Consider the following 12,661-nt stretch of genomic DNA (forward strand, 5'->3'; position numbering starts at 1 on the left):
GAGCGAAGGCTAATGGCAGAAAAAGAAAATAATACCCAACTCGTTATCATTACTGGAATGTCTGGCGCAGGAAAAACCGTTGCGATACAAAGCTTCGAGGATTTAGGCTTTTTTTGTGTAGATAATCTGCCGCCGGCTCTTTTACCTAAATTTCTGGATTTAATGAAAGATTCAACAAATAATATCAAAAACGTGGCTCTTGTAATGGATTTAAGAGGACGTGAATTTTTTGATGCGTTATTTGATGCATTAGACCGTTTGGGCAAAGAAGAATGGCTGGATAGTCACATTCTTTTCCTGGATGCAGAGGATCAATCGCTCGTTTCCCGTTATAAGGAAACGAGACGTTCGCATCCATTAGCTCAAGATGGACTTCCGCTAGAAGGCATTCGTCAGGAGCGGAAGATGCTGGATGAACTCAGGGGTCGCGCACAAACGCTTATTAATACATCAAGCTTGAAACCAAAGGAATTAAGAGAACGAATTCTCGACCGTTATAAGGCCCAAAAGCATCAAGTGTTTTCCGTGCAGATGGTTTCTTTTGGATTTAAGTATGGTGTCCCAATTGATGCAGACTTAATGTTTGATGTACGCTTTTTGCCTAACCCGCATTACGTTGAAAATATGCGTCCGCTGACAGGACTGAATACAGAAGTATCCTCGTACGTATTCAAGTGGTCAGATACTCAGAAGTTTCTTGAAAAGCTTAAGGATCTGCTGCAGTTCATGCTTCCACAGTATAAACGAGAAGGGAAGAGCCAACTCGTAGTAGCGATTGGGTGTACGGGTGGACAACACCGCTCCGTTGCATTAGCTGAGTATCTCTCTAACTATTTTTCAAGTGACTTTGTGACACATGTTACGCATCGAGACATCGACAAAAGAAAGGGTTTGTAAACCATGGATCGTCTTAAAAAGCCCAGGGTTGTAGTCATTGGCGGAGGAACGGGGATGCCTGTTTTATTAAGGGGGCTTAAATACTTCCCTATTGATTTATCTGCCATTGTGACCGTTGCAGATGATGGGGGGAGCTCAGGGAGATTAAGAGATGAACTTTCCATCCCTGCACCCGGCGATATAAGAAACGTTCTGGCGGCCTTGTCGGATGCAGAACCTATGCTGCTTGATTTATTTCAACATCGTTTTGCAAACGGTAATGGACTGTCCGGCCACTCGATGGGAAACCTGCTATTAGCTGCTATGACGTCAATGACGGGCGACTTTTACCACGGTGTTAAAGAAATTTCACGTGTGTTAAATGTGAAAGGGAATATCTATCCGATTGCCAATCACTCTATGAACCTTCATGCAGAAATGGAAGATGGTACTCTTGTGACAGGTGAATCAAACATTCCTAAAGTGAATAAGCGCATCAAACGCGTGTATGTCAGTCCTTTACCTATTCAACCTCTCCCAGAAGCAATGGAGGCAATAGCATCGGCTGATTTAATCGTTATTGCACCAGGAAGCTTGTACACAAGCATATTACCAAATATTATTATTCCTGAGATTGGTCAGGCGCTAAGGGAAACAAACGCGAAGGTGACATACGTTTGCAATGTGATGACACAAGCGGGAGAAACATCAGGTTACACAGCGGCTGATCATGTGAAAACCTTACATGATCATGTAGGAGAAGGCTGTATCCATTCAGTTATTGTTCATAATAAACCGATTGGGCAAAATATGAGAAAAGTTTACGCTGAAGAAAATGCAGAGCCAGTCCATTATGATATGGATCGTATTAAAGCAATGGGGTTGAGAATTATTGAAGAAGACATCATTGATAGAAGTCAGTCAACGATCCGTCATGATACAAATAAACTAGCTCATTTGCTTCATTCATTATTATAGATTTTCTTTTGTAAAAGTAAAAAGTCTGCGTGTTGTGGTTTTAATGACCCTTCACGCTTTTCAAATGTATAGCCTAGAGGCACAAAGACCTTCTAGGTATAAGCGATTCAACCGTAGCTCTACAAGGTGTGTTAAGTAGGGGCGGTATGTTTTTGTGGGGACAGACCTTACACAACATAGGGCCGTTTGTGTTGAAACATCTCCGACACACGCGCCCATCTTAGTCGAACTTTCATAAAACGTGTCTACAAGGTCGCTTGCAATTTTCTTAAATAGGGGGTGTACATCCGTGTCGTTTGCATCAGAGATTAAAAAGGAATTAACGAACGTTGAAGCAGATGAGAGCAGTAATGAATCAGAATTGGCAGCTCTTGTCCGTATGAATGGGACATTTTCATTATCAAATCAGTCCTACTTGTTGGATATCCAAACAGAGAACGCCGCCATTGCCAGGCGTATTTATACATTGTTGAAAAAGTTGTATCCATACCCAGTCGAACTCTTAGTCCGTAAAAAAATGCGTTTGAAGAAGAATAATGTGTATATTGTTAGAATGAAGGATAATGCGGAAAAGGTATTAAAGGATTTAGAAATCTTGAATGGACCTCTTTCCATCAATCCAGAAATTCCGAAGAAATATTTAAAATCAACTGGCGGTAAGCGTGCTTACTTGCGTGGAGCCTTTCTGGCCGGAGGATCAGTCAATAATCCTGAGACTTCTTCTTATCATTTAGAAATTTACTCGTCTGATGAATCCCATAATGAAGCATTATGTGAGCTAATGAACGGTTTTGATCTACATGCAAGGACATTGGAGAGAAAAAAAGGTTTTATTACTTATTTAAAGGAAGCAGAGAAAATTACAGAACTAATTAGTAATATTGGGGCTCACCAGGCTTTATTCAAATTTGAAGATGTACGTATTGTTCGGGATATGCGTAATTCAGTAAACCGCCTCGTCAATTGTGAAACAGCTAATTTAAATAAAACAATCGGTGCAGCATTTAGACAAGTAGAAAATATCAGGTTTATTAAAAAGTCCGTTGGTTTAGATGCATTGCCTGACAAACTTCAAGAAATCGCCACTTTACGCCTGCAGCATCAAGAGGTATCACTAAAAGAGTTAGGTGAGTTGGTCTCAGGAGCACCGATAAGTAAGTCAGGTATTAACCATCGTCTACGAAAAATTGACGATTTTGCGAACAAAGTTAGGCGTGGAGAAGTGAAGGAAAGTAATCAAAACTAATGTAATCTTAAATATTTCATGCTATAATGATTTAAAATTAAGGAACGCTTTCAACCGGGGAGCGTTCTTTATTTAAAGGGATTGTATGCGCTTTCTGAAAATAATCGAAGTGACAATAGAGAGAGGAGAATGATTGGTGATTGAACAGTCGATAACCATTGAACTAGAAACAGGATTACAAGCGAGACCTGCTGCACAATTTGTACAACAGGCTAACCGCTTTTCATCCCACATATTTATTGAGAAGGATAAAAAGCGTGTGAACGCTAAGAGTATCATGGGTCTTATGAGTTTGGCAGTAGGTCATGGTGAAGAAATTACACTAATAGCAGATGGTACCGATGAAGAACACGCTGTAAATCAGTTAGCTGATTTTGTTAAAGAATAGTAGACATTTTCATGTGAATATATGAACAATTTGTGAATGATAAGACATAAGGGAACGTTCTCATATGATGTACTTCGATAAAAGCAATAGTAAAAGCCCGCTGGTTCCGCCAGCGGGCTTTTACTAAATAAATTATTTATCGCTCGTCTTTTCCATGACTTTATCAATTAAACCGTACTCAACGGCTTCGTGTGCAGACATGAAGTTATCACGATCAGTATCGCGCTCAATTACTTCAAGAGGTTGACCTGTGCGTTCAGAGAGGATCTGGTTAAGTTTCTCGCGCATCTTAATAATGCGCTTCGCATGAATTTCGATATCGGATGCTTGGCCTTGTGTACCGCCAAGTGGTTGGTGAATCATAACTTCACTGTTAGGTAATGCATAACGTTTTCCTTTTGCACCAGCGTTAAGAAGGAAAGCACCCATGGAAGCTGCCATACCTGTGCAGATTGTAGATACGTTAGGTCCAATAAACTGCATCGTGTCATAGATGGCCATACCAGATGTAATGGATCCACCCGGAGAGTTGATATAAAGTGAAATGTCTTTCTCAGGATCCTCAGCAGCTAAGAATAATAGCTGTGCGACGATTGAGTTGGAAACATTATCATCAATAGGACTGCCTAGCATAATAATCCGATCTTTTAATAAACGGGAATAAATGTCATAGGCGCGTTCTCCGCGATTTGTTTGCTCAATTACTGTTGGGATTAAATTCATTTGTAATTTCCTCCTTTTCATCATTACATATATGATGGAATATGTTTTTATCATACAGTTAAGGTCAGGAAAGGTCAAACGAAAAGATTGTTCCATTTTGACCTATTTCCTTGGTACTTAGCCGAACTTTTTCAGAGTCCGTTTAACCGAACTTCCCTATACCATCATACCCTAATTCATTAGGGATAAACCTATGATTTATAATGAAAATTAGTTAGATTCAAATACAAATGGTCTTGATTTTACTCACAAACAACCGTATAATAGATTTTGCCTTTCGTAATTTGCGCCCGTAGCTCAGTTGGATAGAGCGATAGATTCCGGTTCTATGTGTCGGGGGTTCGAATCCTCTCGGGCGCGCTACTGTAATAGTTGATCTGGCTTTCTCCCACACTGTTTAATTTTGCAGGTGGGAGTTTTTCAGTTGAATACTTTAGTCTTTTTCAGTAGTATTAACTATTATCAAGCATGTTGATTGTGTATAGATAAGCCGCTTGCTCTTCCACGAAAAGGAGATATTATGACAACTATTATTCGTTTCAAAATCATATCAACAGAACAGATTCCAGAAGATCGCAGAATTCATGTTTTTGATATACAGAGACAGAAAAGGCTGTCATTTAATTTAAAATCACTTTACCGTTCTCTTGAGCGCAGCGAAAGTGGGATAGAATTAAAAGAGTTTTTGGAAACGAAAAAATTTAAAATTGAACATGGGTTTTACGATTACAAGAGTCACGTTTCCTAACGTGGCTCTATTTATTTATAGAAGTTGTTCAAAAAGTCACCAAATGATAAACGGCGAATTTCTTCGTTGCTCGGTTTTTCCGGTCCTCACGTATTAGAAGCATACGCTGTGGTCCTCAAAACTTTCGCGCCTCAAACTTCTTGTTTCTCATTTGGCAACTTTTTGAACACTCACTTATAATAATAATAGGAAAATGGTACATTTTAATTATTAGAGGGGGAGAAAGTATTGAATACATTAACACTCTACAGAAAGAATAACTGTTCATTATGTGATGAGGTAAAAGAACTGGTTGACTTTCTTTCCATGGAATATCAGATAAAAACTACCGAGGTTGATATTGAAGAAGACGAAGAGTTGCTCCAGGCTTATTTTCTTGAGATTCCCGTACTATTTATTAATGGAGAAAAAATTGACTATCGTCAAATTGATGTTTTTTCTTTAAGAGAGCGTTTACAGTAAGATTTTTGAGTTGCACAGCTTGATAGGCACTGGTAGTATATAGGGTGAAAAGGATATTTTTTTGCTCCGAGTGGGACGGATTGTGACTACCTGGGACATATCTATCCCAATGAATATACTTTTCAATATAAAGGAGCTTTTTCATGAGAGCTTTAATTGACTTACAAAAGAAATTATTTCCTGATGTTCTTGAGATTATGCAACGACGCTATCAACTACTTCACTATATTCGACTTATGCAGCCTGTGGGAAGAAGAGCATTATCTGATAACAGCCAGCTTGCTGAGCGAACGGTAAGAAGCGAAGTGGATTTCCTTAGTAAACAAGGGGCCGTAGAGATTACCTCAAGAGGTATGCATTTAACTTATGAAGGGCAAACCATTCTTGAACAGCTTGCCGAGTTTATAAAAGATGTTACGGGCATAAAGGTTTTAGAACAGCAGTTAAAGGAAAAATTAAAACTAGATCATGTTGTTGTTATCCCCGGGGATAGTGATGAGTTAGATTGGGTCAAACAGGAAATGGGTAAAGCTTGTGTTGAATACTTGAAAACACATTTAGATACAGGAGAAACGGTCGCCATTACCGGCGGATCGACCATGGCTTCCGTAGCGGAGATGATGACACCTCTTGAAAAAGCTAATCATTGTATGTTCGTCCCTGCCCGTGGAGGTCTCGGAGAGCGGGTAGAGAATCAGGCAAATACGATTTGCGCTGAAATGGCAAAAAAAGCACGGGGTGATTACCGGCTGCTTTATGTTCCAGATCCTCTAAGTGAAGAATCTTATCAGACGATCATCGAAGAACCTTCTATTAAAGAGATTCTTAATATGATTCGTAATGCAAGCATTGTTATTCATGGAGTGGGGGATGCTATTACAATGGCAGAGCGTCGTAAAACACCACAGACTCAATTAGAGATTATTAATGAGAGACAAGCTGTAGGAGAAGCCTTTGGATATTATTTTAATCAGACCGGCGAAATTGTTCACAAAGTACGAACAGTCGGCCTGCAGTTAGAAGATTTACCATCTGCTGGTGATGTGATTGCCGTGGCCGGCGGGAAATCCAAAGCACAGGCGATTGCTTCTTATTTTCAACCAGGTCAAAGTAATGTTCTAATCACTGATGAAGGTGCTGGATTAGAGTTAATAAGGGATTATCCCCTTTAAATAAAAAATGTTAACAATTCAAGGAGGAATTAAGCATGACTGTAAGAATTGGTATTAATGGTTTCGGACGTATAGGACGTAATGTTTTCCGTGCTGCACTTAAAAATAATGAGGTGGAAGTGGTTGCAGTAAACGATCTAACGGATGCAAATATGCTAGCACACCTGCTTCAATATGATACAGTTCACGGTAAACTTGATGAAGAAGTTACTGTAAATGGTGACAATCTAGTAGTAGGCGGGAAAGAAGTTAAAGTTCTTTCTGAAAAAGATCCTGCTAACCTTGGCTGGGGAGATCTTGGAGTTGAAATCGTTGTTGAGTCTACTGGACGTTTCACACAACGTGACGATGCGAAGAAACACCTTGATGCCGGCGCGAAGAAAGTTGTCATTTCTGCACCTGCGAAACAGGAAGATCTAACAGTGGTTATGGGTGTAAACGAAGATCAGTATGACAAAGATCAGCACCACGTAATTTCCAATGCTTCTTGTACAACAAACTGCCTTGCACCATACGCAAAAGTATTAAACGATAAATTTGGTCTTAAACGTGGAATGATGACAACGGTTCACTCTTACACAAACGACCAGCAAATCCTTGACCTGCCGCACAAAGACTATCGTCGTGCCCGGGCAGCGGCTGAGAACATCATCCCAACAACTACAGGTGCTGCTCAGGCCGTAGCGAAAGTTCTTCCTGAGCTTGATGGCAAGCTTAGCGGTATGGCTATGCGCGTTCCAACATCGAACGTATCTATCGTTGACCTTGTAGCTGAACTAGATAAAGATGTGACTGCGGAGGAAGTGAACGAAGCACTTAAAGCAGAAGCAGAAGGCAACCTTAAAGGAATTCTTGACTATAGTGATGAGCCGCTTGTTTCTACTGATTATAATGGAAACACTCACTCTTCTATTATTGATGGTCTTTCTACACTTACACTTGAAAACAATATGGTTAAAATTGTTTCATGGTATGATAACGAAACAGGATACTCTAACCGTTGTGTAGACCTAGCTGTATATCTTAAGAGCAAAGGACTATAATACGAGTATCACTGCTTAACAATTTCATGTATGCTAAATGATAAAGGGGGAGGTCCAAGCATGTCCTCCTCCTTTATCCATGTTTTGAAAGGTTCCTGGTTAGGCGTTTCACAGTAGAGGAAACGTACATAGTGGACAGGAACTAACCTGACCAATTTAAAGGAGGTTGTCCATTCATGAATAAGAAAACAATTCGTGATGTAGAAGTTCGGGGAAAAACCGTGTTTTGTCGCGTGGATTTTAACGTGCCAATGAGCGGAGGAGAAGTTTCTGATGACACTAGAATAAAGGCAGCATTGCCAACCATTCAGCATCTAACTAGCAATGGTGCCAAAGTGGTTCTTTCAAGTCACCTCGGACGACCCAAAGGGCAGGTCGTGGAAGAACTTCGCCTTGATCCAGTGGCTAAGCGATTAAGCGAGCTAATCGGTCAAACCATTACGAAGACCGATGGAGTAGTTGGCGAAGAAGTAAACACGGCGCTCTCTGAAACACAGGGTGGCGATATTCTCCTAATAGAAAATGTCCGCTTTCATCCTGGTGAAGAGAAAAATGATCCAGAGTTAGCTAAGGCCTTTGCCAATATGGCTGATTTGTATGTGAATGATGCGTTTGGGGCTGCACACCGTGCTCATGCATCAACGGCAGGTGTAGCTGAGCATATTCCTGCAGTAGCCGGCTTTTTAATGGAAAAAGAGATCAACGTATTAGGTAAAGCGTTATCGAATCCTGACCGGCCATTCACAGCGATTATCGGAGGGGCTAAAGTTAAAGATAAAATTGGCGTCATCGACAACCTCATTGATAAAGTAGATCATTTAATCATTGGCGGCGGATTAGCTTATACATTCGTGAAGGCGCAAGGTCACGAAATCGGCAAGTCGCTGCTTGAAGAAGATAAAGTTGAGCTTGCTAAAGAATATATGGAGAAAGCTGAGCAAAAAGGTGTCGATTTCTTAATGCCTGAAGATGTCATTGTTGCTGACGATTTCTCTGATTCTGCTAGTACGAAAGAAGTCGCGATCGATAACATTCCTGCAGATTGGGAAGCACTTGATATTGGTCCAAAAACGAGAGCTAACTATGCTAAAGTGATAAAAGATTCCAAGTTAGTCATTTGGAATGGCCCAATGGGTGTATTTGAACTAGAGACATTTGCGAATGGGACAAAAGATGTAGCAAAGGCTCTCGCAGATACAAAAGGCTATACAGTTATCGGCGGCGGGGACTCGGCTGCTGCTGTAGAGAAATTCGGCTACGCTGATGATATGGACCACGTATCGACTGGCGGCGGCGCTTCCCTAGAATTTATGGAGGGGAAAGACCTTCCTGGTGTCGCTCTGTTAAACGATAAATAATTTTTGGAGAGGTGATTAATATGCGTAAACAAGTGATTGCAGGTAACTGGAAGATGAACAAGACTCACACAGAGGCTGAAGAATTTATTCAAGCAGCAAAGAATGAAGTTCCATCTGCAAATGAAGTGGAATCCGTCGTTTGTGCCCCATTTCCATTTCTTCAAAAAATGGTAGAAGAAACAAAAGGAACGGCACTTGAAGTAGGTGCTCAAAATATGCATTTTGAGGAAAGCGGTGCGTTCACTGGTGAAGTAAGCCCGGTTATGCTCAAAGAACTTGGTGTCTCCTATGTTGTTCTTGGACACTCTGAACGTCGGGAAATTTTTAAAGAAACTGATGAAGAAGTAAACAAGAAAGTTCATGCAGCATTTAAGCATGAGTTAACTCCGATTGTTTGTGTTGGCGAAACCCTTGAACAGCGTGAAGCGGACCAAACGATGGATCATGTGGAGGCCCAGGTGAAAAAAGCATTGGAAGGTTTGTCAGATGAACAAGCATCCAACACCATCATTGCTTATGAGCCAATTTGGGCGATTGGGACAGGCCGTACAGCCACTTCTGAGCAAGCTAATGAAGTCTGTACACACATTCGCAAGGTTGTGGGCGACTTTGTTAACGCGGATGCAGCTGAAGCTGTACGTATTCAGTATGGCGGCAGTGTAAAGCCAGCTAACGTGGACGAGCTTCTATCCCAGTCTGACATTGACGGAGCATTAGTTGGAGGAGCAAGCTTAGAGGCTGATTCATTCTTAAAACTTGTGGAGGCAGGTAAGCATGAGTAATCAAAATTTAGCTGCTCTCATCATTCTCGATGGTTACGCCATTCGAGATGAAGAGATGGGGAATGCAGTTAAACAAGCAAATACTCCAAACTTTGATCGGTACTGGAGTGCCTTTCCACACGCACAGTTACAGGCCAGCGGTGAATCTGTCGGCCTTCCCGACGGTCAAATGGGGAATTCCGAAGTGGGTCACCTGAATATCGGTGCAGGCCGGGTGGTTTATCAAAGCTTAACCCGCATCAATTTATCGATTCGTGAAAAAGAGTTTATGAAAAATGACAAACTCATTAACGCAGTGACTCATGCGAAAGAGAATGATAAAGCCCTTCATATTTTCGGTCTGCTGTCTGATGGAGGCATTCATAGCCATATTAATCATATGTATGCACTTCTTCAGTTGGCGGCAAACCATGGTCTCGAGAAAGTGTATGTACATGGTTTTCTTGACGGGCGGGATGTCGATCAACAATCTGCCCTTACCTATATCCAACAAGCACAAGAGAAAATGCAGGAGCTTGGGGTTGGCCAGTTTGCCACGATTGCAGGCCGTTATTATGCAATGGACCGGGACAATCGCTGGGACCGCGTGAAAAAATCTTATGATGCGATTGCCTACGGTGAGGGTCCAGCTTATGCAGATCCCCTCGAAGCCGTTAAAGAATCCTATGAAAAAGAGATTTATGACGAATTCGTTGAACCTATTGTGATCACAGATGATAATGGTCATCATATAAGGTCGATAGAGGATGAGGACGCTGTTGTATTTTTCAACTTCCGTCCCGACCGCGCCATTCAAATTTCTCGTTCTTTTGCAAATAATGAATTTAATGATTTTGACCGTGGAGAAAACGCACCTAAGCATCTTCATTTTGTGAGTATGACACAGTACAGTGAGGCAGTAGATAGTAAAGTAGCTTTTGCACCGAATGAATTGAAAAATACGGTTGGGGAAGTATTAGCTGACAATAACATGAAGCAGCTGCGAATTGCTGAAACAGAGAAGTATCCACATGTTACGTTCTTTATGAGCGGCGGCCGCGAGAAAAAATTTGAAGGGGAAGAGCGTATCCTCATCGACTCTCCTAAGGTTGCTACTTATGATCTTCAGCCTGAAATGAGTGCACATGAAGTAACGGACGCTCTATTGAAGGAACTGGACGCAGATAAGCATAATGCGATCATATTGAACTTCGCCAACCCAGATATGGTTGGGCATTCCGGAATGCTTGAACCAACCATTAAGGCCATTGAAACTGTGGATGAGTGCTTAGGTAAAATCGTCGATAAAATCCATGATAAAGGCGGACATGCTATTATAACCGCTGACCACGGAAATTCTGATGAAGTGACAACCCTTGAGGGCAACCCGATGACGGCCCATACGACGAATCCCGTACCTGTTATCGTTACAAAAGAAGGCATACACCTTCGTCAGGACGGGATTCTAGGTGATCTATCACCAACCCTGTTACAACTGCTAAAGGTCCAGCAGCCAAAAGAAATGACAGGAAACTCATTATTTAAATAAAAAGGAGAGATTTTTAATGCCATATATTACAGACGTGTATGCACGTGAAGTACTAGATTCACGTGGTAACCCAACGGTTGAAGTTGAAATTTATACAGAATCTGGAGCCTTCGGAAGTGCTCTTGTGCCAAGCGGTGCTTCCACTGGTGAGTATGAAGCTGTAGAATTACGCGATGGTGACAAAGACCGTTACCTAGGAAAAGGAGTTCTTCAGGCAGTGGAGAACGTAAATGAAAAAATTGCTCCTAATCTATTAGGTATGGATGTAACACAGCAAGTCATCATAGATCAGCTTATGATCGAGCTTGATGGAACAGAAAACAAAGGGAAGCTAGGCGCTAACGCTATTCTTGGCGTATCTATGGCTGTTGCTCACGCTGCTGCTGACGTTGTAGGTCTTCCTCTCTATAAATACCTTGGAGGCTTTACGGCAGCGACCCTTCCAACGCCAATGATGAATATTCTAAATGGCGGGGAGCATGCAGATAACAATGTCGATATTCAAGAATTCATGATCATGCCTGTTGGTGCCCCAACCTTTAAGGAAGCTGTTCGCATGGGGGCAGAAATTTTCCACTCCTTGAAAAAAGTATTGAAAGCGAAGGGCTACAATACAGGTGTTGGTGACGAAGGCGGATTCGCTCCTAACCTGCAATCAAACGAAGAAGCTCTGTCAACGATCATTGAAGCCATTGAAGAAGCGGGTTACAAGCCTGACGAAGAAGTGAAGCTTGCCATGGACGTAGCCTCTTCTGAAATCTACGAAGATGGCAAATATAACCTTAAAGGTGAAGGCGTTGTTCGCACATCTGAGGAAATGGTGGATTGGTATGAAGAGCTCGTTAATAAATATCCAATCGTTTCTATTGAAGATGGACTTGACGAAAATGATTGGGAAGGTACGAAGCTGTTAACAGACCGTATTGGTGACCGTGTGCAGCTAGTTGGAGACGACTTGTTCGTTACAAATACAACGAAACTTGCGCGTGCGATTGAAGAGGGAATCGGTAACTCCATTCTGATCAAAGTAAACCAAATAGGCTCCCTTACAGAAACATTTGAGGCAATTGAAATGGCGAAGCGTGCAGGTTACACCGCAGTAATCTCACACCGCTCTGGTGAAACAGAAGATGCAACCATTGCTGACATCGCTGTGGCTACGAACGCTGGCCAAATTAAAACAGGTGCACCGTCACGAACAGACCGTGTAGCTAAGTATAATCAGCTACTTCGTATTGAAGATCAATTGCTTGGTACGGCCACTTATGCTGGCGGAAAAGCATTTTACAACTTGAATAAGTAATGGGAAGATAAGTCTTCCTTACATTGAGACCACTGGCTAATGTGCTAGTGGTCT

General features: G+C 41.6%; 13 protein-coding genes and 1 tRNA gene. 13 read left to right on the plus strand and 1 reads right to left on the minus strand.

Translation table 11 applies throughout. The features are described 5' to 3' along the window. Window positions 1–12 precede the first annotated feature (12 nt). From rapZ to MUO15_RS19530, 4 genes are all read left to right on the plus strand, one after another. Window positions 13–897, plus strand: a complete 885-nt coding sequence (rapZ, locus tag MUO15_RS19515; RefSeq protein ID WP_245031970.1) for an RNase adapter RapZ — start codon at window positions 13–15, stop codon at window positions 895–897. 3 nt (window positions 898–900) lie between these two features. Further along, entirely contained in the window at window positions 901–1,854 is a 954-nt protein-coding gene (locus tag MUO15_RS19520; RefSeq protein WP_245031973.1) for a gluconeogenesis factor YvcK family protein, read from the plus strand. A gap of 289 nt (window positions 1,855–2,143) precedes the next feature. Further along, window positions 2,144–3,100, plus strand: coding sequence for a DNA-binding protein WhiA (whiA, locus tag MUO15_RS19525; RefSeq protein WP_245031975.1), 957 nt, complete (start codon window positions 2,144–2,146; stop codon window positions 3,098–3,100). 136 nt (window positions 3,101–3,236) lie between these two features. Next, window positions 3,237–3,488 carry an HPr family phosphocarrier protein gene (locus MUO15_RS19530; protein WP_245031977.1) on the plus strand — a complete coding sequence of 84 codons (252 nt, stop codon included), beginning with the start codon at window positions 3,237–3,239 and terminating at the stop codon, window positions 3,486–3,488. Window positions 3,489–3,620: 132 nt separating this feature from the next. On the opposite strand, the gene clpP is transcribed toward MUO15_RS19530, so the two are convergent. Next, window positions 3,621–4,211, minus strand: a complete 591-nt coding sequence (gene clpP, locus MUO15_RS19535; RefSeq protein ID WP_245031979.1) for an ATP-dependent Clp endopeptidase proteolytic subunit ClpP — start codon at window positions 4,209–4,211, stop codon at window positions 3,621–3,623. 286 nt (window positions 4,212–4,497) lie between these two features. Between clpP and MUO15_RS19540 the strand changes: the two genes are divergently transcribed. The 9 genes from MUO15_RS19540 to eno all read left to right on the plus strand — a co-directional run bounded on the left by MUO15_RS19540 (window position 4,498) and on the right by eno (window position 12,607). Further along, a tRNA-Arg gene (locus MUO15_RS19540) sits at window positions 4,498–4,571 on the plus strand. A 160-nt stretch (window positions 4,572–4,731) separates the two neighbouring features. Further along, on the plus strand, window positions 4,732–4,959 hold the full coding sequence (locus MUO15_RS19545) for a hypothetical protein (protein ID WP_245031981.1): 228 nt from the start codon (window positions 4,732–4,734) through the stop codon (window positions 4,957–4,959). A gap of 228 nt (window positions 4,960–5,187) precedes the next feature. Further along, window positions 5,188–5,421: a glutaredoxin family protein gene (locus MUO15_RS19550; RefSeq protein ID WP_245031983.1), complete on the plus strand. Its 234-nt coding sequence runs from the start codon at window positions 5,188–5,190 to the stop codon at window positions 5,419–5,421. Window positions 5,422–5,564: 143 nt separating this feature from the next. Then, window positions 5,565–6,593: a sugar-binding transcriptional regulator gene (locus MUO15_RS19555; protein WP_245031985.1), complete on the plus strand. Its 1,029-nt coding sequence runs from the start codon at window positions 5,565–5,567 to the stop codon at window positions 6,591–6,593. 35 nt (window positions 6,594–6,628) lie between these two features. Further along, a complete protein-coding gene (gap, locus tag MUO15_RS19560) occupies window positions 6,629–7,636 on the plus strand; it encodes a type I glyceraldehyde-3-phosphate dehydrogenase (RefSeq protein ID WP_245031987.1) in 1,008 nt (335 codons plus the stop codon). Between the two features lie 176 nt (window positions 7,637–7,812). Next, window positions 7,813–8,994 carry a phosphoglycerate kinase gene (locus MUO15_RS19565; protein ID WP_245031989.1) on the plus strand — a complete coding sequence of 394 codons (1,182 nt, stop codon included), beginning with the start codon at window positions 7,813–7,815 and terminating at the stop codon, window positions 8,992–8,994. Window positions 8,995–9,014: 20 nt separating this feature from the next. After that, complete coding sequence (tpiA, locus tag MUO15_RS19570; RefSeq protein ID WP_245031991.1) at window positions 9,015–9,776, plus strand: triose-phosphate isomerase; 762 nt, start codon at window positions 9,015–9,017, stop codon at window positions 9,774–9,776. Continuing rightward, window positions 9,769–11,304: a 2,3-bisphosphoglycerate-independent phosphoglycerate mutase gene (gpmI, locus tag MUO15_RS19575; RefSeq protein ID WP_245031993.1), complete on the plus strand. Its 1,536-nt coding sequence runs from the start codon at window positions 9,769–9,771 to the stop codon at window positions 11,302–11,304. Before tpiA ends, gpmI begins: the two co-directional genes overlap by 8 nt. A gap of 16 nt (window positions 11,305–11,320) precedes the next feature. Beyond that, the gene (gene eno / locus MUO15_RS19580; protein WP_245031995.1) at window positions 11,321–12,607 is read left to right on the plus strand and encodes a phosphopyruvate hydratase; all 1,287 of its coding nucleotides are present in this window, start codon (window positions 11,321–11,323) and stop codon (window positions 12,605–12,607) included. The last annotated feature ends 54 nt before the right edge of the window (window positions 12,608–12,661 follow it).

The organism is Halobacillus amylolyticus (assembly GCF_022921115.1).
Classification (GTDB): domain Bacteria; phylum Bacillota; class Bacilli; order Bacillales; family Halobacillaceae; genus Halobacillus_A; species Halobacillus_A amylolyticus.

Excerpts from the sequence above, each read along its gene's own strand:
- rapZ (WP_245031970.1), top strand. The coding sequence starts at position 13 with ATGGCAGAAAAAGAAAATAATACCCAACTCGTTATCATTACTGGAATG.
- MUO15_RS19520 (WP_245031973.1), top strand. The coding sequence starts at position 901 with ATGGATCGTCTTAAAAAGCCCAGGGTTGTAGTCATTGGCGGAGGAACG.
- clpP (WP_245031979.1), bottom strand. The coding sequence starts at position 4,211 with ATGAATTTAATCCCAACAGTAATTGAGCAAACAAATCGCGGAGAACGC.
- MUO15_RS19545 (WP_245031981.1), top strand. The coding sequence starts at position 4,732 with ATGACAACTATTATTCGTTTCAAAATCATATCAACAGAACAGATTCCA.
- MUO15_RS19555 (WP_245031985.1), top strand. The coding sequence starts at position 5,565 with ATGAGAGCTTTAATTGACTTACAAAAGAAATTATTTCCTGATGTTCTT.
- gap (WP_245031987.1), top strand. The coding sequence starts at position 6,629 with ATGACTGTAAGAATTGGTATTAATGGTTTCGGACGTATAGGACGTAAT.
- MUO15_RS19565 (WP_245031989.1), top strand. The coding sequence starts at position 7,813 with ATGAATAAGAAAACAATTCGTGATGTAGAAGTTCGGGGAAAAACCGTG.
- tpiA (WP_245031991.1), top strand. The coding sequence starts at position 9,015 with ATGCGTAAACAAGTGATTGCAGGTAACTGGAAGATGAACAAGACTCAC.
- gpmI (WP_245031993.1), top strand. The coding sequence starts at position 9,769 with ATGAGTAATCAAAATTTAGCTGCTCTCATCATTCTCGATGGTTACGCC.
- eno (WP_245031995.1), top strand. The coding sequence starts at position 11,321 with ATGCCATATATTACAGACGTGTATGCACGTGAAGTACTAGATTCACGT.